Below are 22126 nucleotides of genomic sequence, written 5' to 3'. Positions count from 1 at the left end.
ACGCCATGACCGACGAGTCGCCCTCGCCCCTGGCCGAGCGTCGAGGTCTCGGCTTGAGCCACGGCAGACGGTTACCGGTCGCGAAGTCGTAGGCGCGCGTGCCTGACTGCAACTGGATCGGGGTGACGCCGCCGGCCTTTTCGCCAGTGATGAAGGCGCTCTCGCGGCCCAGGCGGAGAGGCAGGCCCATCGCTTTCACAAGGTCGTTCTCGTCGGAGCCGTCGAACGAGTCCCAGACGTCGTAAGTCGTGCCGCCGGCCGTCACCTGCTCCAGAACGTTGCCGTTCATCTTCACGCCGGTCAGTTCGGCGTTGGTTCGCCAGATGATCTTCCCCTTCTGCTGACCGCTCACAACCGTGCGCTCGGGGTACTTGTTGAGCCACTCGCGGAAGATCGTGTCCGCAGCCTGGGGAGATGGGAAGATCTGGACCCGCCGGGCGTTGTTGGGGTTGTCGTTGTATCCGCAGAGGTCACCGGCTCGAAGGTAGAACTCGTTCTGGTAGCCCCAGAACGACGTCCCACCGATTTCGCGGTCGGTCTGGCTGAGGCCGGTGCCTGCCATCTCGCCGATCTTGTCGTAGGCACCGCACGCAACGACATCCATACCCATCTCGGCAAGGCGGATCGCGGCGACGCAGGTGGAGGAGCTTAGGCTCCACAGGAACGCTGTCGGGTTCGCCATGGATCAAGCTCCCGAAGCGATGAGGGCGCCGACGGCCTCGATGCGCTTGACGCGCTGGACCTGGCGGATGAACTCGGCGTCCGTAACTCCTGGGCCGGCAAACGCTCCGGCAAACGGCGCTGCGCTATAATCCGAGTTCCCGGCGACGCCCGCGCCCGACATGAGCTTGATGGTGCGGGGCACGACTGCCGGATTGGCGCGCACGAACTCGGCCGAGAACGCCTCGTCGATGAACGTGCGGAACGACCCGGTCGAAATGCGGCTCAGCCCGACCCACTTCCCCTGCGTTCCAAGCGCGGACGTCCGGTCGGTTTGCGATCCAGAGCTGAAGCCGTGGTCTGTGGTGGTGCGGTTAGGCTGAACGTTGATGAGGTTGGACGCGATCTGAGGATTGGCTCCGCCGACAGCGGTAGAGCCCGCCCTGGCGGCAAGCGCATGCGACGCGTCGAGCCAGCCAACTTCCGCCGGCATATAGGTCGTATCGATATTCTGATCCTGACCGTTGCCAACGAGATTGACGTAGGGGTTGATCTGGATGGGCGTTCCGCTCGTGCCTTCGCGGAAGGTGAAAAGCCTGCCGGTCGGGTTGCCGATGTTGACGCGGACATTTTCCTTGGACGAGTTGATAAGGCACCACAGCGGCCATTTGGGGAAATCACCAATGGCAACGGAGTCGTCGACCTCCTTCTTGATGATGGCCGCATAGCGGGGGTCCATCGGGTCCTTCATGCGACCCAGGACGATATCGCCCTTCGTAAGGGCGTTCGGCGGAACGTTGACCGTCCGATTGACGCGGATAATGAGCGTCGTGCTGAAAGGGACCGTTGGGCCATCGCCCTCTTTGGCGCGGACTGCGATGCTGCAAGAGCCCTGGCCGCCGTTGTGGTTGAGCCAATCGCTCGATTGGATCCAGCTTCCCCCATCCACGAAGGAAGCGGCGCCACCGCCCCAGCGGACAGCAAGCTGACACTGGCTGGCGGCCTGGATCTCAATTACGTCCCGCCGCAGATCGTCAGCCGAAAGGACAACGGAAGACTCGTTGCTGACAACGACGCCTCTGATTTCGAATTGATACAGTCTTGGGGGAGCCAAGTAAGCCTCCAATTGTGCGAAGGTGTATTTCTTGATGAGCTTGGCGCTGTCATCGAAGATGAAGAGACGATCTTCAGACGCGATGGCGTCGGTCATCTCCGGTGCGCTGGTCAGGCTCTGGGAATTGCGCTCGACCGCGTAGAACTCCATTGCGCCGGTCGCGCCACGCTCACCGACAACCGGGCAGATTTCTCGCGTGCCGGCAGGGAGGGATGCTTGGCTGAGAGCAGCCGTAAGGGACACGCGATAGGTGACGGAGCGGACGAGATCCGCCTTCAGAAGCGCCGTGGCAGGGAGTGGCACGGTGGTGATGAAGGACCCATCGGCGCGGTAGCAGCCCACGTCGTTGACGGGGACGTTGTTCGCTGCCGCGTTGGCGCCGGTGTTGTCGGTCCGCCGAGCCTGTTTGAAAGTCAGCTCGATGATCTCGCCGTCATCGATCGGGATCTTCGCGATGGAACTGGCGTAGCCGTTGCCCGTAATGCACAGCGCAGAGCCACCTGGGCCGTTTGTCGTGATCGTGTAAACGCCGCCCGTCGTCAGCGGCGGGGCATCCTTGGCGGGCAGGTCGTGCCGGGCCGTCCAAGCCCGCAGATCCTTGGCCGGGCGGCCGAAATAGCGGGTGCCGCGCAGGGTGGCGCTGTCGCTGGCTAGGCTGCCGACCGCCGTCTCGGCATTCCCGACCCGAATATTTAGGTCGTCTACCTTCTGACTGAGATTGGCACCGCCGGGGATACCGGCCAAGCCTTCCAGGGTGGTGATACGGGAGGCAAGTCGGGTCTCGATATCTACAAGGCGGGCCCCCACGAGGCTCGTCGAGTTGAGAAGGATCTCCTGGAGCCGCGCGAGCCCCATCCGCCCGGTGGTCGGCGGTCCATCTCCATTCAGCCGGAAGTTGCCGACGACCTCGTAGAGATCGCCGACTGGCAGTTCAGTCGAAAGCGGCATGCAAAGGTCTCCCGCGCGCCATCGCTCGCTTGAGGCGAGGCGGCGTCAGGTTGCTCGGAGGGGTTGGGGTCGGATGAGGTGCGCGGTTGCGCTCAAGTCACCGGCGCGAGGGAGCAGGCCCAGGCCAGCAGGCCCTTGGTGGTGTCGCCCGCGTAGGAGATGGTCGTGCCGCCCGTGCCCAGGTTGAGGCGGTTCTCGGCGGCCAAAGCGCCCGACGTGCCGGCCGAGGCCGACGTGTTGGCGGTGATGACGATCAGCCAGAAGTCGGCCGAGACCTTCTGGATGGTCGCCGTGACACCGCTAAAGGTCGTGCCGCTCACCACGCCGACAGTGATCGTGCCGGCGGTGATATCGAACGCGATGCGGGCATAGTCGCCGTTGCCCGTGCCGCCGCTGTTGATCAAATCGATGCGCCCAGCTGATCGGCCCGAGGCCTTCAATCCCCAGATGGCCCGCACCTTCGCGCCAGAGACGAGACCCGTGGCCTTGTAGGCGACCGTATGCGTGCCGGTGGTGGCCGTCTCCGGCAGGAAGGTGGCCTGTGCCCCGTCCGGCCCCGTACCTTGCGCCACCGGCGGCCCGATGCCGGTCTTTATCCATTCCGCGTTGGTGAGATCGTTCGGGAACGAGTTCTTCGCGTTGGGCTGGGCTACGTACAGGAGCGCCTGCGACGCGCTCGGCACGCTCGTGACACCCGACCCGTTCTGCGCGGTCAGCCACCAGGTGATGTAGCCGAGCGAGATCGTGTCGGTGAGCGTGTCGGTCTGGTTCGGATCAACGGCCTTAGTGACGCTGAGATTGGCGCCGGCAAAGGTGCTGCCGAAGCCGTTGGCACGGAAGAGTTGAACGGTGCGGGCGTTGCCGCCGGACTGCTTGATGGCGTGGGAGACCGTCGTGCCGCTGAGCGTTGCCGAGGTGTAGGTCGGCGCGCTCGGCGCCGTGGGATCGGAGACGGCGCGGATCGGCGAGCCGGTGGCCGGCACGTAGGCGCTGATGTCGCCGCCGGCATCGGTCGAGAGTGCGGCCTGGACCTCGTAGTCCGTGCTGTCGGCGAGCGTGCCGGATGCGATGGACGTCCGGCTGGACGTGTTGAGAGGGATCGCAGTCCAAGTGGTCGAGCCCACCGGGCGGTAGCGACCAACGAGGGACAGGTCGGTTCGGGTAGGGGCCGAGCAGGTGAGCCGCAGGAAGGCGACGGAGGTCCCGCCGTTCACCGTGGCGCGCTCGATCATGACGACGAGGTTGGCCGGAGACGGCGCATCGGTGGCGCCGACGGTGTGGGTGGCGAGCGTCGTCAGATCGCCGGCCGTGCCGCGCGTAGAGACGCCGCGAGCCTGATACTCGATCACATCGCCCTTCGCGTACCCGGCGAGGAGCACGCTGCCGGCGCCGGCCAGAGCCGAGCTCGTGAGCCACGTCGTGGTGCCGACCTTGCGGCTGAGCACCTGGAAAGTCGCGAGCGGTGTCGTGCCGGACGGGTTCGGGCGGAGATTGACTACCACCGGATAGGGGTTTTCGGTCGTCGCGAGCCCCGAGGCGGACGTGCCGGAATCGACGCTGACGATGATCGGAGCGACGGGGATGCTGACGGGCTGGTCCACGGGGGCGCCGGCGCGGCCGCTCCAGGCCGGCGGCACATCGGCGGCGACCAACGTCTCGATCTCCGGCGCGTGCGGGATCAGGGTGAGCGCCGCGGTGAAGTCCTTCTGCGGCTGGATGCCCTTCACGGTGCAGGCCTGCGAGATCCGCGTCGCCTTTCCGAACATGACGAGGTCGTCCATCGCCGGCAACCGACCGGGCCCGTCGAGGATGAGGACGTTCGAGGTGCCGGCCACCGTGCGGACGGGGAACACGTTCGAAGTGCCGTCGGAATAGCGGACCCGGGCGGCGTAAGCCTGCCCCGCCTCCATGGTCAGCATCTCGTCGAGCACGAGGGCCGACAGGCTTTCCGGCTGCAGGATGATACGGGCGGCGATCTGGTCGCGGTCGAGGACGTCGTGCGAAAGCTCGACCCGGTCGCCGCGCGTCGGCACAAGGCTCTCGAAGTCCTGGTTGACCGTGAAGGTATCGAGCCGGAGCATGATCTCGTACTGGCGCTTCCGAGCCTCCTTCCAGACCTGGGCCGGGTTGGTGATGCCGGGCAGCTGCAGCTTCTCGATGACCTTCGGCTGGCCGATGAAGCCGGGCCACGGCACGATGCGGTCGGCCTTGGTGTAGCTGTTGGTCTCGTCGAGGAAGCTGACGCGGAAGGCGTCGGGAAAGGTCAGGTAGGACCGCTCACCCTTGAAGCCCCAGGAGTTGCGCGGCGTGATATGCGCGGCGATCGTATCGATAGCGCGGTCGATGACGACGCCCCAGCGGTCGCCCTTGTCATGCGGGCTCGCCCGGCCGGCGGCGGCGATGTCCGATAGCACGTCGAGGACGGATGCCTCGTAATCGTGGACCCGGTTGTAGGTCAGCCCGTTCGCGACACAGTAGGCGTGCCAGGCGCCCAACGCGTCGACCTCGTCCACGGTTAGTGGATAGGCGCCGGCCGGCCCCGTCAGCACGTGCCGGAAGAGCGAGGCCGGGTTCTGCGTCTCGCGCTCGATCCAGGCATTGGACGCCGCGTCCCAATCCGAGCAGATGCAGAAGGCGTCGCAGTTGTACTCGTCGAGCGTGCCGTTCAGCTGACCCGTCGCACGGATGCGGATGGCGGTCACCGCCAAGGGCTTGTCGAAGTTCAGCGGGTATTCGAGCCGGAACGAGCGCAGAACCGACCACTGCGAGCGTCCGGTGCGCTGGATTTCCTTCTTCGACAGATCCTGGTCCGGACGGTCGAAGTCGCTGCTGGTACGGGTGAGCTCGACCTCGTAGAGACCGCGATCGGTCACCTCGTAGGAGAAGGTGCGCGTGAACGCCTTGCCAGACAGCTTGGCGTAGACCGAGATCGGCCGAGAGGTCCACGTCTCGGTGCCGACCTTGCGATAGCGCAGGGTGAACGTCGCCTCGACGCCGACCTTCTTCCCATCCTTGTCGACGCCGCCAAGCCCTCCCGGAAAGCCGATGTCGATCGAGAACGAGGAGATGTCCGCCTTGGTGTAACGCGTTTGCGGGCCTGCGCCCGGGCCGCCGCTGAGAAGCTCGATCGACAACGCGCGCTCGACGACCTGCTGCGGGGTCAACGTCAGCGCTGCGTCGCCGACTCGGCCCTCGCGGTACTCCGCCGTGACCTCCTGGTACTTTTCGATCGGCGTCTCACCGATGCGGTGGTTGCGCAGGGCGATCGGGCCGTAGCCGTGGATGAAGTTCGCGATGACGAAGCGGTCGTCACCGACTGATTCCGTGTAGGGCAGCATGCCATAGGGTGGCGTCGAGCGGTGGAAGCCGAGAATGGCCGGCACCACCCCGTCGGGCTGCGCCTGGTTGCGGAGGCCCTGGATGCCGTAGGTGGCGGTGTCCTTCTTGTCGCTGCGGACCGGGATCAGCGCGTTGATGAGGAGCGTACCGGCGAGCAGCGTCGTCGCGGTGATGACGCCCGCCAGCGCCGTGCCGAGCGAGCCCGTGCCGACGCCGCCGAGCCCGCCGAACAGCAGCTCGCCCGCCAGCATGGGGCCGTAGAACTGGCCGGCGGCGATGGCCGCCACCGTCAGGGCGATGGTCAGGACGTTCTTCAGGATGTCGCCCTGAGGAACGACGCGGATCAGAACCTGCGTGCCCGGCTTCGGCTTCACCGCATGCCAGAGCGCTTCCGCGATCGGATGCCCATTGAGCGTCACCCGGAAGTAGGCGCCACCCAGCCTGCGCCCCGTCGGCATCGCCTCGGCAACCATCTGGGCGATGGATTGACCGGGCGCGACCGTGAACGCGACCCGGTCGCGGGTGGCGTCGAGCAGATGCGGCTGTGCGAGAACGCGGACCGGTGCGTTCATCAGGCGGCCTGCATGACCGTGTCGAGGATCCGCGCCTTATGCCGGTATGCCCCGACCAAGCGCGGCGCCCATCGTCCGTTCGTGTAGTCGACGAGGCAGCTGTCCTCGTCCTTGCCGCTGATATGCAGCATCCGGCCGGGCGCAACGACGATGCCAGCGTGATAGGTCATGCCGGCCCGATGGAAGGTGACGATGTCGAACTCGGAAGCTTCGCTGACGGAGACCTCAGTCCATGGGCCGGCAGCGGACGTGCCATCGGCGAACACCGAGGCGATTTCGGCCCGTTCCGTCAAGGACGACACAGACGCGGCATAATCCGGGACGTCGATGTCAAGCTGCTCGGCGTAGACAAGGCGGGCGAGGCCCCAGCACGCGATACCGTCACGCGTGAGCCCGCCGACCTGCCAGGGCAGGCCGATGTATTCGGCAGACCAATGCATGGGCAGCCTACGGAAAGAGGCCGGGGAACCGGGCCGGCGAGAACCGGCCGGAGGGCCAGGGTTCGGAGGTGTAGGGTTCGCGCGAGATATCGAGCGACACGGCGTCGGCATCGTAGGACGCCTTCACGCCGCGCAGGTTGGTGTAGCGGGCTTCGACGACGTCCGGCGATAGGGCCATGACCACCGTCAGGTCGATGCGTGCCGGCGACGAGATCGCCCGCAGCGGCGCCGCCATGTCCGGCGCCACGTTCTCGAACGCCAGCGTCGTCTTCGGCGGCGTGTCCTTCTCATCGTCGGGCATGATCGCGCCCATGATGACGAAGTCGTAGTCCTGCCCCTGGTGGCGGGTGCCGTAGCGCAGCGGGTCCATAGAGAACCGCATGGTCGGATCGCTCGACAGGTAGACCGGCGCCGGCAGGGTGGCGTGCGTGATCTTGATCAGCATCACCGGCCCGTCGTCGGTCGCCGAGGCGTTCATCGCCTGGCGGGCGTTCAGCGAGATTAGGCGGCCCATGAGTACAGCACCGTCATGGGGACAGGGACGACGAAGGACATGCCGCGGCTGCGGGTCCCGGCGCTGGGAGCGGTGCCGCCGAACTGGACGAGCCACCACTTCGCGTTCAGCAGCGCCGCACCGTAGGGAGTCACAATCGGCTCGCCGGCGGCCGTCAGGATCGGGATGCCGCCGCGGGTCTGGTCGGGGAACCAGAACGGGCGAACACCGCCGCCGGTATCGACCTCCCAGAAGCGCTCAAGAGTGGTGAACTGCTCGGCGTCGATCTTGATCGACTGCTGGATCGGCTTGCCGACCGAGGACGAGCCGCGACGCAGCTTCACCGGGCCCCGCTCGGGCGCGGTCTGCAACCGGCCTTCGCGGAATCCCTCGTTGAAGCCCTCAGCGAGGACGCGCTGAGGCAGGCTGGCGGGCCAGACGGGGATCATCGTGTAGCGACCCTCGGCTGGTTCATGGCCTGCTGCCCCTGACGGGTGCTCGCGCCCTGGACGAATGCCTCACGGATGAGGATCTCCTCCCGCTTGCCGCCGCGGCCATCGGGCACCTGGCGCTTCTCGACCCGAGCGTCCTCGAACTGGTTGATGATCCTGAGGTCGACGGGCTGCGGCGCGTTCGAGCCGGCCGGGCCCATCGCTCCAGCGCTTGGCACCGTGAATGGGGTCCGTCCCTCAGCATGGCGCGGAACGTTCTGGTTCGAGGTGGCGCCGAAGGTCCCCTCGTTGATGGAGCGGATGAACTCAGTGCCGTACCGCTGAACGGATGCCGCCCGAATGATCGCCTCCTTGTCGGAGATCCGAACGAGCATGCTGTCCGAGGTTGGCGTGCCAGGGCCGTTCACCACGCCCTCACGGGAGAGGAAAGGCACCTTGCCGGTGGCGTAGCCGGGCACGTAGCCCGCTGCCTTTCCACCGACCATCGCCATGATGGAGGCCAGGAAGCCGCCTGCCCCCTCCTTGCCGCTGCCGGCGAACATCTTCGAGATGGCCCACTCGGAGCCCATGCTGAGGAACTTGTCGGCGATCCGGTTGGTGACGTTGCCCAGCAGGGTTGCCGCGCTGACGCCTTGGCGCAGATCGGACAGCATGCCGCTGAAGACCCCGCCGGCGAGCTCTTTCGTCTGCCGGAGATTGTCGTTCAGGCGTAGCGCATCCGCCTCGGCCGAATCCATGCCGAGCCCCGTCCCGCGCAGGCGGGAGGCGATGGCTTGCTCCTGGGGACTGCGGTCGATCTGCGAGCGGTCGAAAAGGATGTCCCGTCCGAGCTTGCTGTTGTCCAACCCGGCCAGCGCCTTGGCGTAGGCGTCAGCCGTCTCAATGAAGACCTTGCGCTGGGCCTCCATTTCGGGCGTCACCTGGGATGCCGACGCCTTGATGAGATCCTGAGCCGTTGCGAAGGTGCGCCCGAGAGCACCGCCGCGCTGCAGATCGTCGTTCAGAAGCTCCTGGATCTTCTGCCGACGCGCTTCCGCCTCGGTGGTCTGATCCGTCAGGGTGATCTGGGTGCGAAGGCTCGCCACCTCGCGGTCCGCGGCACGGACGGACGGCGCGCCCTTGGTTATCACGCGCCCGGCGTAGTCGATGACATCGCCGGCCGTGCGGCCGCCACCGATGATCGTCGGATTAGCGATCGCTGCCTTCCGACCGAGAATGGATTCTGCGCTCGCGCCTCGATCGGCCTTCAGAAGGTCCACCGCGCCCTGAGCACCAGCGAAATGCGCGAGGTAGAGATTGCGGTCGGTGGTCGCGATCTGCTGCTTTTCGAGGAAGCGGGAGTTCTGCTCGGTGAAGAGGCGCAGCACCGCCACGCTGTCGTCGCGATCCGTCCGACGCGCCAGGATCTCGCGATCCGACATGCCTGCGGCGCGGTCGGGGAACTGCTCCTTGAATAGCGGGATCCACGTCCCCTCAAGAAACTGGCCGAGGCCAGTCGCCGTTGACATGGTATTCTTCGCGTCGGTCTTCCCGCCGCTCTCCACTCCAATCACGCGGTCCATGTACGAGTTGACGCTCTGCGAGCGGGTGGCGCGGGTCTCCGCCTCCTTCTTGATCGTGTCGATCTCGGTGTTGAGGGTCTTGGTCAGCCCCTCCCGCTCGGTGATCGCGCGTAGCGCCACATCGCGCGCCGCAGCGATCGCTGAAAGCTCCCGCGGATCGAGGTTCGGATCGTTGAGGCGATCATTGAAGGGCTTGGAGATGCTCTCGCGGGTTGCTGCTGGGTCGATGTTCCGCTTGCGCAGCTCGATCTCGAACTGAGAGCGAAGCTCGGCAACTTGCCGGTCCACCGGGTTGATGTTGTCGGTCGCGAGCTTGTTCCGGAACTCGGCCTGCCGGTTTGCCGCTGCAATCGCCGGATCGCCGAACTTCTCAATGTCCTCACGAGTGTTCCGAGCCAAGACGCGCAAGCGCTCGAACGCCCCCTCGGCTTCCGCGAGCGCTCGCTGGTCGAGGCCGAACTTGGCGGGCTGCGTGATGGCCGCCCGGAGGCGGATCACCTTGTCTTCGAGTTGCTGCAGGTTCTGCTGCTCTGGAAGCAGCGAACGAACAAGCACACCGGTTTCAAGATTGCGCTGGGCGACTTGCGCTCGCTCCAATCGCTTGGTGCGCTCGCCAAGGAGGTCGTTCAGGCGTTTGAGGTCAGCCTCGGCGTCCGGGACGCCACGACCGGAGATCCCGCTGCGGAATGCGCCCACGCGGCTGGTCTGAGCCGTTCGAGCCAGATCCAGGTTCCGCTGCGCGGTCGCGATCTGGTCTTCGAGCGTCCCGCCGGTGATGCTACGGTCGATGGCCTGGCCAACCCGGTCCCAGATGTCCGAGATCACGGTACCGGTGGCCGACATCATCCGCCCCCAGCCGGACGTGAGTTCGGTCGCGCTGCTCAGGCTGCCCTTGTAGGCGTCAAACAGAGCCCGCTGCGCGCCGAGGCGATCACCCTGCGCCTGAAGGCGCTCGATGTTCTCCTTCGTGATGCTGTTGAGGAAGCCGAGCTGCGCATTAAGCGTCTCGGCGCCCTTCGATGGGTCGGCAAACGCGGCAGCTAGGGTCTTGTTAGCGTCAGCGAGGTCCTGCCCCGTCGACGCAGCGTAATCCTTCGCCGTCCCGATGAGGGAGGCGTACATCGCCACGCCAATTTTGCCCGTGGCGGCGTATTCGCCGGCCAGTTCACGGGCGGTCCGCACCGAGACGTTCCCGGCCGCGGCAGCTGCAGGCGCGAGGGCCGCAATCTGCGTAGCCGTCGCGCCGGATGCGCGGCCGACGCCCGAAAGCGCCTTATCGAGAGCCTTCGCGCTGCTCTCGTAGGAGAAGAAGGCGGCGACGCCCAGGAGCGCGACGGCGGAAACACCTCCGACCGCACCACCGAGGACGCCGATGCGCGAGATGAAACCTGTGACGGCTTCTCTCGCCTGGGTCACCGCCCCCTTGATGCTGGCGCCGCCCGGGCCGGAGAAAATCTGGGCGATCTGCGGCACCTGCTGGAACGCCACCTGTGTGACGCTGGAGCCGCTCCCGAGTGAAGAAACGACGTCGCTAACCTGATACCCGAGGTTCTGCGCCTGGGAGCCCGTCAGACCGCCGCCATTCTTCGCTCGGAGATCCGTAACCTGCTTGGCGAAGGTGTCCTTGGTCCGCTGAAGCGCCGACGAACCCTCGACCTGCGTCAGGGCTCCGGTCTTCACGGCGTTCCGGATCTCGGTCAGCTGCGCCACGTACTCGCGCTGGACGGCGAACAGAGGCGAATACTTGGCCCGCAGGCGGTCCATCTCTGTGCCGTAGGCCGCGATGTCGGCGCCGCGGTCGGGAATGACGGTCTGCCGGTTGACGGCGACCTGCGCGGCTGCCTTCTGCGCGGCGGCCATGTTCTGAATTTTGGAGGTGGCATCCTCGTAGGAGCGCATCTCCTTAAGGCGGGCGGTCGTCGCCGTCTGGGAAGAGATAGCGCCGATCTCCTCGGCTCGAGCGACGTCGGCGAGAGCCTGCTGGTAGCGTGCCGCCGCCGCGCCCAGCGGATCGAACCGGGCTCGAAGCGTCTCCATCTCGCGGCCAAGCACCTCGGCGCGTCGCGCGGCCTCCTCGCTGGCACGGGCCTGCATCTCGAAGACGCTGGCCGAATCCCGCGCGGCCCCGGTTGGGGCCGGGCGGACGCCGAGGATGGAATTGACGTTCGCCTGAGCCTGCTCCTTGGCGGCAGCATCCCGGCCCGCCTGCGCGAGGGTCCTGAACTTGGCGATCTGCCGGTCGCTGGCCGCACCTGCGGCGTCCAGTGCCGTCGCAACGCCCCGGAATGCATCCTGCCCGGCGCGCCCCGCATCGTCGAAAGCCCGCTTGACGTCGGCCTGTCCCTCGACGCCGAGGCGGATTGCTACGCTATTCGCCATTGTCAGCCGCCTCCCTGTACGCTTGGACGATCACGGGTTCGACGAAGGGCAGGACGTCCGCGAGGAGCGGATTGTCGGCACCCATTGCGCCGGCCATCATCAGGATCGCGGTGAAATCGAGCGCGTAAGGAGCTCCGAACCCGGCACGGACCTGCCCGCCACACCGCTCGATGACCGCCCAGGCGATCACGCCTTCATCGGTCTGAGGTGCGTGGGTCAGGTACTCGCATTCGGCGCAGGTTCCGACGCAGGCGGCGCAATAGGCGGCACCTCCTCCGAAGTGCCACCGGGCGCGCTCGATGAGACGTTTTTTTCCTGGTCCCTCTGCATGGCGGGGACGACGTAGAGGCGGTGGAGAGAGTCGTAGGCGTCGAAGTTCTGCAGTAGCAGGTCGACGTTTTCGGGTGTGACCGGGGCAGGCTCGCCGGCGTCGTCGCCGACGCCCTCCCATGCCTTGATCCCGCGACGGCCGAGCGTGCGCGTGATCGCAATATCCGCCAGCGCCGAGGTGTCCTCGGTCTCTTCCTCGCGGTAGACCTTGATCACCTCGTCGCGAGTGAGGAGCATGTCGGCGATTGAGATCGGCTTAACCTGGACGCGAACGCCAGGGAGCAGGTCGAGCCACGTGAGGTCGGTGGCGGCAGGTTTGAGCTTGAGCATCTCTGTCCTTATGAGTATCGGGCGCTACTGGCGGTGAGTCCGCGAAGCTCTGGGCGTTGGGCCAGTTCGGGAATGCAGCCCCGCTCCGGCCCGCTTCGGTTTAGGCGTCAGCCGGCTCCGGTATTTCCATTGCGTAGGCCTCTCGCCATACTGCAGCGTGATAGGCCTTCACCGTCCCGTAGTTCGCGTCGAACACGTCAATGGGCGGCATGTTAGTTTCGGCGGAGATATGCTTGAGCATCCTCCACGCGAATTGCTGACCGTGATAAAGAAGCTGCATCCGTTGTTAAAGACCCAAAGCCAAGCTACGACCTTGACGACGATATTCCTTTTTGACTGACCGCTTGCGCGATATCGCGCAATCCGCAAACGGTGCAAGTGCAGCCACCTCGGAAGGCCCACCGACCATGCTCAAGAACTTCGTGACCTGGTGGAGCTCGAAGTTTGGGCTGACCGAACCCACTCAAGTGGGCACCGTTTATGCGGTTGTGGTCGCCGGTCTGTTATTCGCGATCGCGAGCTTAGTTTTCGAATTGATTGGCGACGTGCTCGGTCGCATCATCACATGGGTCACCGCCGCCGCATGAAGATAGAGTTAGCTCCTACCCGCGTGCGGAGCCGAACCTCTAGATCGGTCTGCCAAGCTGCCCTTCCGCCGCCATCAACTTCTGCGGGATAACGATCCCACGCGAATCAGCGCGGTTGAGGTCCGGATGTGGGTACCTTCTTTGGGCTCTTAGGCCTTGTTCTCGTCTGGTGGATAATGGCTGCCCTCAATAAGCAGCACATTCAGGACCATGGCGTACCTGCCCCCTCTCGGAAGGCCCTCGCGCGCATCCGTAGAACCAGCCGGCAGAAAGGCATCTCGCAGGAGGATGCCTATAATCAGTGGATCATCAATAAACAGCGGCGGATGCCGAAGGCTGCTCCACCTCCACAAGTGCCCCCGCCTCCGCCCCCTCAAAGGCTGTCCACTACCGAAGAGTCGCCACCGTATGTTGGCCCGCAAGGTACGGATCGAATCGGACGCGTTGGGCTCGTCCTCATCGGTATGACCGTGGTCGTGATGATCGCCCTGGCCAAGCCATGGTCCAGCAAAGCCCCGAGTGCTCCCCCGCCCCTTCAGACAGTCGCGGAAGCGCCAGCCTCGCCGCCAACCATCCGGCCTGTGGTGTTGATGCCGCCACCGTCCGTGGCAGACATCCCGAAGTTAACGACGCCACCTGCTCCGAAGCCGAAGCCTGTCGAGATCCGGCGAGTCTCCGAGCCCGTTGCCCCGCCTCCTCCAATCGTCCGTGTCGCCGAACCTAAATTACGCACGGTGTATCGGCGCCGTGGCCGCGGCGGTTGCGGCTCGCGTGGCGGTCCAGGCTACCGACTGGCGAATGGGCGGTGTGCGAGTTGGAGACGGTGAGGCCGAGCTCTGAGTCTGCAGCTTCAAAGACAAGGAGGCGTGTGGCCTCCGAAAGGATTGTGGGATGCCTGAGGGTTTTCAGTATCGCGAGGGACTTCGAAAGCTGCGAGAGGCCGTGGTTGAAAAGCGACGCATTCTCGTGTCCGACTTCGCAAGAGCCAGATACAACATGGGCCAAGAGGGCAACCTGTTGCCAGAAAGCGGTGCCAAATATGCGGAAGAGATGCCTGCGATCCAGGCCCAGCTTGCCGCCATCGATGCCGCCATTCAGGATGAGACAGCCCTAGATCCTGAGGAGTAGGAGCGGCGAGACAACGCCAGGGGGCGCTGTTAGCCATCCCTGTTAGGTCCGCTAAGACCCTGGCTTCCAGTGTGGCTGTGAATCCTCTTGTCAAAAATCAGGCCGCGCCTATCCTGATAGGTATGTCGTTCGAGACCATGCACACACTGCGCAAAGCGCCCATGGCCTCGCCGCTGTTTCGCGAGCTGAGCGTCGTTGTGCTTCTCAACGAGGTGGAGACGGACGATGGCATTGCGGTGCCGGCCGGCTCGCGCGGCACCATTGTGGACGTCTATGGCGACGGAACGTCCTATGAGGTCGAGTTCGCAAAGCCGGTTGTCGGCAATGCCACGGTACGGGCCCAGGCTCTCCGGGCTCTCTAAGGTTCATGTCCGAACCCGTTGAGCAAGTCCCCGCGCCGGGCATCCCTGACGCAAAAATTACCGAATACCTGCTGAACGTCGATCACACGGACGGTGGTCCGAAGGCGCACTATTTCCTAGCGCGTGGCTTTACGCTGGACGATCCGAGGCCTTTCATCGAGGCCCTGTTTCATCATGGTGAGAAAGAGACCCTGGTGAAGACGGTCAGGACGGACGGGGCGACGAAGTACGTCCATGAGGGGCCGTTGCAGACACCCGATGGAGTGAACCCGTTCATCCGATCGGTCTGGCGAGTGCGCGACGGCGACATATGGAAGTTGCTCGTTACTGCATACAAAATTTGAGCCCTACCCCGCCCAACCCGGCGCTTCGTCCAACCCCGATGCGATCTGTTTGGCCTCGGTCTTGTCGAAGAACCCCTTAACCCGTGTAGGCGGTGACATTGTTGACCAGCGTCGCGGTGACGGACTTGCCGAGCGTCATGTCTTTTGCCGCCTGGAAGGCGAAGGTGGCCTGGACGCCGGCCGGACCGGTGACGGGCGTCTTGGCTCGCGGCAGGTAGACGGCGTGCGCCTTGAACACGAGCGACCGGGCGGCGTCTGTGACCCAGCCGAAGGTCAGCTCCACCGGTGCGCCGGACGTGGCCTGGTCGAGGAGGACAGTGTTCGCGAACCGGGTCACGATGGAGCCGGTCATGGTGACCATGCCGGGATCAGCATCCTCGATGCGGCCGTCGTTCCGGATGACCTCCACCTTGTCGAGGTTGTTCGAGTAGGTGAACTCGGCCGAGACGACGGCGGCCAGGGCCACACCGCCGCGGGTGATGCTGCCCTGGAACGGCGAGAAGCGCTCCACTGAGGCTTCCGACGGCGTACCGGCTCCGGTGGCAAGGAGCTTGTTCTCGCCCTGAGCGATGAGGCCGAGCGTTGCCGTCAGCAGGCCGGAACGCTGCATCTGGACGCGCATCGTATTTCCGCGAACGCCGAAGTTCTGACCGTAGCTCGGCACCTCCGGAAGCCCGACCTCGACCGTCGCCGAGGGTAGGTCACGGGCACCCGAGGAGAAGACGTGCGTGTTGACCGCGCCGGCGGTCGTGGTGACGGGCGCGCCCATGAACAAGCGGAGCCAGTTGCCGAAGTTGCGCAGGTCGATCGGCACGACGACATCGCCATCGTTGTTGATGACGTCGCGCGTCGGCGGCAGCGATTCCCGGCCGTAGCCGAGGAGGTCGTCCGCGATCAGACCCTGCTCCTCGCCGAGGTTCGACGAGACGAACGGCAGCTTGCGGTAGCCGGTGGTGGGCGGGGTTCCGTATGTCGTTTCGAACGCGGCGGTCATGATCGCGTTCGCACCTCTGGCGCGGGCCATGGTCGTCTCCTCGGTTCAGTTCAGGGGATCAGTGGTGCCGTAGACGGCGACGAGGCCGACCAGGGCGGACCGGGAGACGGGCGCACCGTCTGCGGTAAGGGGTTCGGTGACGGCCGCTTGAACCATCACGTAATCGCAGAGGCCGCCGAGCGTCCGATCTGCGGCGACGGCAGCACCGACCGCCTGCAGCATTCGGTCGAGGCGGACCTCGGCGGAGACGGTCTTGGTGGCGTTGGCCGCGAACTCGAGCGGGATCTCGTGCTCGTAGATCCAAGTGGTCGGGTTCAGCGTCACATCGGGCTCGCCCGGGTCGCCGTCATCGACGTTGGCGTAACCGCCGGCCGGAATCGTTTGCTGTTTCACCTCGTTGCGAAAGTGAGACGCCTTCGGGAGAGCGGCCTTCACCAGCGCCGCGACGGCCTGGATCACCTGTTCGCGCTTGCTCGGCATCAGGGCGTCCAGTTGGCTGCGATGGCGCCCGGGATGCGGTCGGCCCAGCGTTTGGCGGTGGCATCGATGTCGAAGCGCTTCCGCAGCTTCACCTGCTTGACCAGGATAAAGATCACGACGAACTTGCGGCCCTTCTCGGGGCCGGTCTCCTTGATCGGGCGGAACGACTTCCGGCCCTGGTAGCGTCGCGCCTGACGCCGGTAGAAGGCGTCGGCGACGAGCACGCCGCCGGAACGGCTCGGGACGAAGCGGAGCTTGATGCCGGTCTCTCGCTCCCAAGATGCTGGGCTGAGGGTGTTGTCGGTCGAACCCTTCGCGCGGCGCTTCGAGACCTGACGGACACCGGCGTCAGGCGTTGGAATGGCGAGGTACTTCCGGCCGTTCGCGACGATGGTCGCGCCGCGGTCGAAGGCGTCGATGAGTTTCGGGGCGTTCGTGCTGACGTAGGCGGCAGCGTCGACGCTCTCACCGGTCTTCGGGAAAGTCTGACCGCGCCAGGTGTTCGCGAGGCGCTGGCCGAGGCCGGATTCGGTGACGTCGGCGCGCAGATCCTGCTTCAGGCCGTCGGTGACCTGCTTCATCGCCGTCGTGACCGACTTGGCGATCTGGACCTCCGCGCCGAACAGCGCCTGCCGGATGTCGGGGACGGTGGCGCGGTATCTCACGGCTCGTCCGGATCCTCGTCCGGGTCGTCGGGCTGGACGGCCGACACCTCGCAGGTGCGTACGAGCCGCCGGGTGTCGATCTTGCCCATGCCGATGACGAGCAGCGTCTCGGTGAGTTCGCCATCGTCGTCGAGGAGGTCGACAGCATCGCCCTTAGCCGGCGCAGCGACCTCGGAGAGGCGGATGTCGATCAGCATGGCGTTGAGGTCGTACCGATTGTCTCCGAGACCGACGATGGCCTCTGGCGACTTCCTGATCACGCGGACGGGGACCCCATCGGAGCCGCCGCCCGCGCGCCAGATCGCATCGATCGCAAGGTTCGGGTCGTCGAAGATGGCATCGACGCCCATTGCGAACGCGTCCATCACCGTGCCGGCTTGGCCGCCGTCACGCGACCGGCAGCGGTCTCGACCGCCTCCGGCTCCTCCTCGCCTTCGGACATGGCGCGGTCCATCCTGGTCGGACGGCGGGCGGCGCCGGCCTTCTCGAAGACCTTGAAGTCCTCGTCCGAGATGTCCGCGATCTTGCCAGCCGGGACCACCTCGATATCGGCGGGGGTCACCACCTTGCCGTCCTTCATCTCCGCCCGCTTGCGGCAGACATGAAGGGTCGCGATTGCGAAGGCCTGTGCCATCGTCGTGTCCTCTCTCGAATGGTATGGGGGATCAGGCGACGACGGTCGCCTTCAGGGTAGCGTTCGGGTTCACCGGCACCATGAGGGGCGCCGACTGGGTAACGATCTGCTCGATCGCGACGTCACCCGGGATGATGTAGTTGCGGGGGAAGATCGGCAGCGCCTGGAACTGAGCGTTCACGTCGACGATCGCGCCGAAGCACCGGTAGCCCTGAACGTTGGGGCCGGTGAGGACGATGTCCTTGGGCGACATGAAGGGCGTCACCGTTCCGCCGAGGCTATAATAGTCGTTGTAGACCCACACCTCGAGGCCCGCACCGAGCGTGCCGACGTAGCGCGCCTCGCCCGTGCCGTAGAGGCCGGTGCGGATATCCACGTCGTTGCCGCGGCGCGTGGTGTCCATCTCCTTCATGAGGGCCTCGTCCTTGCGGGCGACTGCCCAGGCCGCGGTCCCCACGGTGATGCGGTTCGGCGCGCCACCGAACTCGGCGCCATGCATCAGGTCCATCCAGCCCTGGACGGAATCCAGGACCGACACACCTGCATCACCCCAGCGGGTTCCGGCGCCGAGCACGATGGTATGACCGGCGGCGCGGCCGAAGTTGATGCTGACCGAGGGGTAGTCGTCCCCGTCGATGGTCACGGCGCCGTCGATTGCAGCCTTGGCGGCCAGCCATTCCCAACGGCGCTCGATGGCATTCCGATGGTAGGCGAGGATGTCCGCTTTGATGGCATCGTACCGCGCCTGGGGGCCGACATCGCCGGGGGAAAGCAGCGCGCCAGGGCGGCGCGTGAGGGCACGCGACGGCGTCACGGGATCGGACGGCTTCACGTAGGCCGGCTTGAAGCGAGCGACGCGGCCGCCCTCCTCGTAGATCGGCCGGCCCTGGGCCAGCGGCGCGATGAAGGGAGCGAGCTTGCGCCCGGCCCGCGGGATCTTCTCGAAGTCGATGTACTCGTCGGTGGACGAGATCTCGTTCGGGAAGAGGAGATCAAGCCAGTAATTGGCCGGAGAATCGGTCTCCCGGTACACCCCGAGAAGCGTGTGCGTGTTCCAGATTTCGTAGCGGTCGAACGCCATGACGAGTTCCTTTCCTGGGTCCTGGCGTCAGAGACGCTTGCGGATGACGATGTTGGTGGGGGACGGCGCGCCGCGGAACGCGGCGGCACGCTTGGCGTCGGTGTTGAAGTCCGAATGCCAGGTCAGCGCGTCCGGATTGAAGTTGCCGGCGCGGTAGATCGCGATGCGCTCGGTCTGTCCGGCGCCGGTCACGGCCGGTGCGGTGGTGACGCCTATCGGCGCGACGGCCGTGCCGCTGGTCTGCGCCAGCACGAGATTGCCGGTGGCGTTCAGGCCGACCACCGAGAAGGCGGGGAGCGTCGTGCTTTCACCGACAGGGAAGTCCTCGGTGACGGGAAGCGGGATCGCCGAGTTGAACAGCTCGACCTGGCCGAAGCCGTCATTGGTCTCGAAGCCCGCGATGCCGACGTTGGAATAGGGGATATTGGTGATGGCCATCACGGGCCTCCTGAATCAGGGGTTGAGGGGAGCGGCCAGGTCAGGCCGCCTTGGTCTTGGTGCCGGTGGCGGCGCGGTAGTTCGCGACGATGCGCGAGGCGGGATCGGCGGCTCCATCCGCAGGGACGTGCGACGAGACGGCGGTGCGCTCCTCGCCTGCCACGAGCTTGTCGAAGAGGGCCGCACGCGCTTGCTCGACGGTCTTGCCGTCGGCCAGCATCGTGGCGGCGAGGTCTTCGGGGATGGTCGGGTCCTTGCGGCGAGCCAGCGCCACAAGGTTCTTCACCTCGCCAGCGGCACCGATGCGCTCCTTCGCCTGGGCGACGGTGACGCCTTCGGCGAGGAGGGTCGCGGCCATCGCCGGAACGCCGCCATCGACGCAGAACTTCGCGATCTCCGAAGCATCGGAGCGCGCCACAGTTGCCACGGGCGTGGGAGCCGGGGGAGTCGGAGCGGTGTCGGGCTTCGTCGCGGAATCGGCGTTCTGCTTCTCGGTGGTCATGGAAGTCTCCTTCTGGCGGGCAGGGGCGGTAGGGGTCGCGGCGGTGGGACGGACGCGCCTCGTCCAGGCGCGTTGATCGGCCAGGGCGACGAGGCGCTCCGGCGAGTGGCTGAAGAGGCGGTAATCGAAGGCAGTCGGCTCAGGCTCGACGTCGTCGTTGGCGGCGCGCGCCAGCGTCCGGTCGGCGTAGCCGGCGGCGACAGCCTCCTCGGGCGTCATCCAGATCTCGGCCTGCATGTCGGCCCGCGCCTCGGCGACAGTCTTGCCAGTGCGCTCGGAGTAGATCCCGGCCATGGCGGTCGCGAGCGCCGTCAGAGCCCGGATCTGGAGCTGGTGGTCTTCGATGGTGCCGAAGGTGAAGCCCGAGGGGTCGTGCACCATCATCAGCGCGCCGAGCGACATGACGATTTCGTCGCCGGCCATGGCGATGACGGAAGCGGCTGAGGCCGCGATCCCCTCGATCACGATGACCTTGCGGCCCTTGTGCCCAGCGATGGCCGCATGGATGGCCGCGCCCTCGGTGGCGATGCCGCCGCCGCTGTTCAGTCGGATCGTGACATCCTGATCGCGACCGACCTGGGCCAGGGCGAAGATGACGTCTGCCGAGGTGAAGCAGTCGTCCCAATAGAGATCGCCGACCGTCCCCGTGAGGATGATCTCGTTCCCATTGACCAGAGTGGCCATGGTGCCTCCGTGATGGTGGGTCAGTCTCCGGCGGCGGCCGGGGGCTCTTCGGCCGATGCCTCGGTGGGCTCGCCCTTCGCGGCGACAGCCTTCTGGCGACCGTCGCTGGTGTAGGTCAGGCTCAGGCTGTCAGCGCGCTCGTTGTCGCTGGCCTGCTCGGCGTCGACCGTTTCGGCGTCGTAGCCGCCCTCGGCGACCTTGCGGGTGCGCGTCGAGAGACCGGCCTGGATCTCCATGGTCTTGCCCTGAACGTCTTGGACAGGGTGGATGTACGGCCAGGCCTGCGGGATCCAGTTTACGGCGTAGGCATCCTGTCGGGTCATCCCCTCCGGCAGCCGAAGCGCACCGGAGAGGAGTGCGAGGTCGATCCAGCGGATCCAGATCGGTCGGCACAGCTGAAATACGACGAGGTGGTGCTGCCACTGCTCAACGGCGCGGCGGAAGTCGTTCAGCGCGGCGCGCAGCGTGCGGTCGTTGAGCTGACTGTAGTCACCGCTCAGGATCTCGTAGAGCAGCCCGCAGGCGGCCGCGACGCTCCGCTTCGACTCGCGGACGAACATCTCGAAGTTCGGCCCGACGTCTTTCGGGTCGCTGAAGGTCATATCCTCGCCGTCGGCCAGCACCTGAATGGTGCCAGGCTCGAAATCGAGAGTGGCCACGCCCTCCTCATCGCCAGGATCCGTACCGAGCGGTCCTTCAGTACCGTCGGCAAGAATACGCTTCACGAAGCCGACGAGGCGAGCGGCGTTCTTCTTACGGATCAGCTCGGCGTCAAGGTAGCCGTCGAGGTCGTAGAGTGTGCGCAATGCGCGGGCGAGCCAAGGCTCTCCGCGATCCTGGCCCGGCCGCATCGCCCGGTAGAGATGGCAGATATCTGCCGCTGGAACGAGCGTCGTATCGGCTACCCCTGTCAGGACCCCGCCGTCGCCGGGATGCTCACGGTAGAGGTGATATCCGGTGCGCTTGCCTATGGCATCGTACTGGATGCCGCTGCGGACGCGGTTCGCCGGCTCGTTCTTGGTGTGCGGGCAGTGGTCGCCCTCAAGAAGCTGCAGCTGCAGCGGCACAGTGAGGCCATCGGCGATCCGGCGAGTGCGTAGACGGGTGAAGGTCTCGCCCCCCTCAATCGTGCCGCGGACCGCCAAGGCCTGCAGCCCGTAGAAGTCGTGCGCGCCGATGCTATCGGCCTCGTCCGTCCAGGCCAGGAACAGCTTCTGTATCTGCGCCCTGAGGGCTGCGTCCTCGGCTTTCCGCTTCTTGGCGGCGGGCTTGGACAGTCCCTCGACGGGCCGGGCCGCCATAGAGCGCGGCACGATGCCCGTTCCGATGATGTTCGTAACGAGCCGATCCACGGCCGCGCCGGCATAGGGGTTCTTTCTGGCCTGATCGCGCGACTTCCGGCGTAGCTCGTCGAGTGCGTAGACGATGGCCGCGTTCGGGCCGTAGCTACCGACCCGCCATGCTCGCGACCGGCGCCCGGTGCCACCGGCAACGTCGTAGGGCGTCGCGTCAGACGCGCCGACAAAGCCAGCAGGCAGATCCATCGCCACCGACTGAAGCTGACCGCCGCCTTTCGCGCGGATTGTGATGTTGCCGTAGCTGTTCACG

Annotated in this window: 22 protein-coding genes; 4 read left to right on the top strand and 18 right to left on the bottom strand. The window is 65.9% G+C overall.

Translation table 11 applies throughout. The annotated features are described in order from the left end of the window. The 9 genes from FPV16_RS20705 to FPV16_RS20665 all read right to left on the bottom strand — a co-directional run. On the bottom strand, positions 1-682 hold a 682-nt coding region (locus tag FPV16_RS20705; protein ID WP_227440246.1), incomplete at its 3' end, for an FAD-dependent oxidoreductase. A 3-nt stretch (positions 683-685) separates the two neighbouring features. Beyond that, on the bottom strand, positions 686-2722 hold the full coding sequence (locus FPV16_RS20700; protein ID WP_227440245.1) for a hypothetical protein: 2037 nt from the start codon (positions 2720-2722) through the stop codon (positions 686-688). 92 nt (positions 2723-2814) lie between these two features. Beyond that, positions 2815-6633 carry a host specificity factor TipJ family phage tail protein gene (locus FPV16_RS20695; RefSeq protein ID WP_227440244.1) on the bottom strand — a complete coding sequence of 1273 codons (3819 nt, stop codon included), beginning with the start codon at positions 6631-6633 and terminating at the stop codon, positions 2815-2817. Continuing rightward, complete coding sequence (locus tag FPV16_RS20690) at positions 6633-7073, bottom strand: C40 family peptidase (protein WP_227440243.1); 441 nt, start codon at positions 7071-7073, stop codon at positions 6633-6635. The genes FPV16_RS20695 and FPV16_RS20690 overlap by 1 nt, the downstream gene beginning before the upstream one ends. Positions 7074-7080: 7 nt before the next feature. Further along, positions 7081-7587: a DUF1833 domain-containing protein gene (locus FPV16_RS20685; RefSeq protein ID WP_227440242.1), complete on the bottom strand. Its 507-nt coding sequence runs from the start codon at positions 7585-7587 to the stop codon at positions 7081-7083. Beyond that, on the bottom strand, positions 7575-8015 hold the full coding sequence (locus tag FPV16_RS20680) for a hypothetical protein (RefSeq protein WP_227440241.1): 441 nt from the start codon (positions 8013-8015) through the stop codon (positions 7575-7577). The genes FPV16_RS20685 and FPV16_RS20680 overlap by 13 nt, the downstream gene beginning before the upstream one ends. Then, complete coding sequence (locus FPV16_RS20675) at positions 8012-11959, bottom strand: phage tail length tape measure family protein (protein ID WP_227440240.1); 3948 nt, start codon at positions 11957-11959, stop codon at positions 8012-8014. Before FPV16_RS20675 ends, FPV16_RS20680 begins: the two co-directional genes overlap by 4 nt. Further along, complete coding sequence (locus FPV16_RS20670) at positions 11949-12149, bottom strand: hypothetical protein (protein ID WP_227440239.1); 201 nt, start codon at positions 12147-12149, stop codon at positions 11949-11951. Before FPV16_RS20670 ends, FPV16_RS20675 begins: the two co-directional genes overlap by 11 nt. 26 nt (positions 12150-12175) lie before the next feature. Next, the gene (locus FPV16_RS20665) at positions 12176-12619 is read right to left on the bottom strand and encodes a hypothetical protein (RefSeq protein WP_227440238.1); all 444 of its coding nucleotides are present in this window, start codon (positions 12617-12619) and stop codon (positions 12176-12178) included. 407 nt (positions 12620-13026) lie between these two features. Between FPV16_RS20665 and FPV16_RS20660 the strand changes: the two genes are divergently transcribed. From FPV16_RS20660 to FPV16_RS20645, 4 genes are all read left to right on the top strand, one after another. Continuing rightward, on the top strand, positions 13027-13206 hold the full coding sequence (locus FPV16_RS20660) for a hypothetical protein (RefSeq protein WP_227440237.1): 180 nt from the start codon (positions 13027-13029) through the stop codon (positions 13204-13206). Between the two features lie 891 nt (positions 13207-14097). Continuing rightward, the gene (locus FPV16_RS20655; RefSeq protein WP_227440236.1) at positions 14098-14334 is read left to right on the top strand and encodes a hypothetical protein; all 237 of its coding nucleotides are present in this window, start codon (positions 14098-14100) and stop codon (positions 14332-14334) included. 137 nt (positions 14335-14471) lie between these two features. Further along, positions 14472-14696, top strand: coding sequence for a DUF4926 domain-containing protein (locus FPV16_RS20650; protein ID WP_227440235.1), 225 nt, complete (start codon positions 14472-14474; stop codon positions 14694-14696). Between the two features lie 5 nt (positions 14697-14701). Continuing rightward, on the top strand, positions 14702-15040 hold the full coding sequence (locus tag FPV16_RS20645; RefSeq protein WP_227440234.1) for a DUF6883 domain-containing protein: 339 nt from the start codon (positions 14702-14704) through the stop codon (positions 15038-15040). 76 nt (positions 15041-15116) lie between these two features. On the opposite strand, the gene FPV16_RS20640 is transcribed toward FPV16_RS20645, so the two are convergent. From FPV16_RS20640 to FPV16_RS20600, 9 genes are read right to left on the bottom strand one after another with little or no spacing between them, the layout of a single operon-like run. After that, complete coding sequence (locus tag FPV16_RS20640) at positions 15117-16064, bottom strand: phage tail tube protein (protein WP_227440233.1); 948 nt, start codon at positions 16062-16064, stop codon at positions 15117-15119. A gap of 15 nt (positions 16065-16079) precedes the next feature. Continuing rightward, positions 16080-16514, bottom strand: coding sequence for a hypothetical protein (locus FPV16_RS20635; RefSeq protein WP_227440232.1), 435 nt, complete (start codon positions 16512-16514; stop codon positions 16080-16082). Next, positions 16514-17179 (bottom strand): DUF6441 family protein, encoded by a 666-nt coding sequence (locus tag FPV16_RS20630; RefSeq protein ID WP_227440231.1) that lies wholly within the window; start codon positions 17177-17179, stop codon positions 16514-16516. Before FPV16_RS20630 ends, FPV16_RS20635 begins: the two co-directional genes overlap by 1 nt. Beyond that, positions 17176-17544 (bottom strand): hypothetical protein, encoded by a 369-nt coding sequence (locus FPV16_RS20625; protein WP_227440230.1) that lies wholly within the window; start codon positions 17542-17544, stop codon positions 17176-17178. Before FPV16_RS20625 ends, FPV16_RS20630 begins: the two co-directional genes overlap by 4 nt. Then, a complete protein-coding gene (locus tag FPV16_RS20620) occupies positions 17544-17813 on the bottom strand; it encodes a hypothetical protein (protein ID WP_227440229.1) in 270 nt (89 codons plus the stop codon). Before FPV16_RS20620 ends, FPV16_RS20625 begins: the two co-directional genes overlap by 1 nt. Before the next feature lie 31 nt (positions 17814-17844). Further along, the gene (locus FPV16_RS20615; RefSeq protein ID WP_227440228.1) at positions 17845-18894 is read right to left on the bottom strand and encodes a major capsid protein; all 1050 of its coding nucleotides are present in this window, start codon (positions 18892-18894) and stop codon (positions 17845-17847) included. Positions 18895-18921: 27 nt separating this feature from the next. Beyond that, positions 18922-19332, bottom strand: coding sequence for a head decoration protein (locus FPV16_RS20610; protein WP_227440227.1), 411 nt, complete (start codon positions 19330-19332; stop codon positions 18922-18924). 40 nt (positions 19333-19372) lie between these two features. Continuing rightward, the gene (locus FPV16_RS20605; protein ID WP_227440226.1) at positions 19373-20518 is read right to left on the bottom strand and encodes a head maturation protease, ClpP-related; all 1146 of its coding nucleotides are present in this window, start codon (positions 20516-20518) and stop codon (positions 19373-19375) included. Positions 20519-20538: 20 nt separating this feature from the next. Further along, complete coding sequence (locus tag FPV16_RS20600; protein ID WP_413629328.1) at positions 20539-22125, bottom strand: phage portal protein; 1587 nt, start codon at positions 22123-22125, stop codon at positions 20539-20541. Position 22126: the final 1 nt, after the last annotated feature.

This window comes from Methylobacterium sp. W2, assembly GCF_020662345.1.
GTDB lineage: Bacteria > Pseudomonadota > Alphaproteobacteria > Rhizobiales > Beijerinckiaceae > Methylobacterium.
The sequence above is the reverse complement of the archived record's forward strand: the minus strand, read 5'-3'. Positions and strand labels throughout refer to the sequence as shown.

What these genes read in the sequence shown, in the direction of transcription:
- FPV16_RS20605 (WP_227440226.1), bottom strand. Translation starts at nt 20,518, where the DNA reads ATGGCCACTCTGGTCAATGGGAACGAGATCATCCTCACGGGGACGGTC.
- FPV16_RS20610 (WP_227440227.1), bottom strand. Translation starts at nt 19,332, where the DNA reads ATGGCCATCACCAATATCCCCTATTCCAACGTCGGCATCGCGGGCTTC.
- FPV16_RS20655 (WP_227440236.1), top strand. Translation starts at nt 14,098, where the DNA reads ATGCCTGAGGGTTTTCAGTATCGCGAGGGACTTCGAAAGCTGCGAGAG.
- FPV16_RS20650 (WP_227440235.1), top strand. Translation starts at nt 14,472, where the DNA reads ATGCACACACTGCGCAAAGCGCCCATGGCCTCGCCGCTGTTTCGCGAG.
- FPV16_RS20635 (WP_227440232.1), bottom strand. Translation starts at nt 16,514, where the DNA reads ATGCCGAGCAAGCGCGAACAGGTGATCCAGGCCGTCGCGGCGCTGGTG.
- FPV16_RS20690 (WP_227440243.1), bottom strand. Translation starts at nt 7,073, where the DNA reads ATGCATTGGTCTGCCGAATACATCGGCCTGCCCTGGCAGGTCGGCGGG.
- FPV16_RS20645 (WP_227440234.1), top strand. Translation starts at nt 14,702, where the DNA reads ATGTCCGAACCCGTTGAGCAAGTCCCCGCGCCGGGCATCCCTGACGCA.
- FPV16_RS20675 (WP_227440240.1), bottom strand. Translation starts at nt 11,959, where the DNA reads ATGGCGAATAGCGTAGCAATCCGCCTCGGCGTCGAGGGACAGGCCGAC.
- FPV16_RS20680 (WP_227440241.1), bottom strand. Translation starts at nt 8,015, where the DNA reads ATGATCCCCGTCTGGCCCGCCAGCCTGCCTCAGCGCGTCCTCGCTGAG.
- FPV16_RS20700 (WP_227440245.1), bottom strand. Translation starts at nt 2,722, where the DNA reads ATGCCGCTTTCGACTGAACTGCCAGTCGGCGATCTCTACGAGGTCGTC.
- FPV16_RS20660 (WP_227440237.1), top strand. Translation starts at nt 13,027, where the DNA reads ATGCTCAAGAACTTCGTGACCTGGTGGAGCTCGAAGTTTGGGCTGACC.
- FPV16_RS20625 (WP_227440230.1), bottom strand. Translation starts at nt 17,544, where the DNA reads ATGGACGCGTTCGCAATGGGCGTCGATGCCATCTTCGACGACCCGAAC.
- FPV16_RS20640 (WP_227440233.1), bottom strand. Translation starts at nt 16,064, where the DNA reads ATGGCCCGCGCCAGAGGTGCGAACGCGATCATGACCGCCGCGTTCGAA.
- FPV16_RS20665 (WP_227440238.1), bottom strand. Translation starts at nt 12,619, where the DNA reads ATGCTCAAGCTCAAACCTGCCGCCACCGACCTCACGTGGCTCGACCTG.
- FPV16_RS20620 (WP_227440229.1), bottom strand. Translation starts at nt 17,813, where the DNA reads ATGGCACAGGCCTTCGCAATCGCGACCCTTCATGTCTGCCGCAAGCGG.
- FPV16_RS20685 (WP_227440242.1), bottom strand. Translation starts at nt 7,587, where the DNA reads ATGGGCCGCCTAATCTCGCTGAACGCCCGCCAGGCGATGAACGCCTCG.
- FPV16_RS20615 (WP_227440228.1), bottom strand. Translation starts at nt 18,894, where the DNA reads ATGGCGTTCGACCGCTACGAAATCTGGAACACGCACACGCTTCTCGGG.
- FPV16_RS20695 (WP_227440244.1), bottom strand. Translation starts at nt 6,633, where the DNA reads ATGAACGCACCGGTCCGCGTTCTCGCACAGCCGCATCTGCTCGACGCC.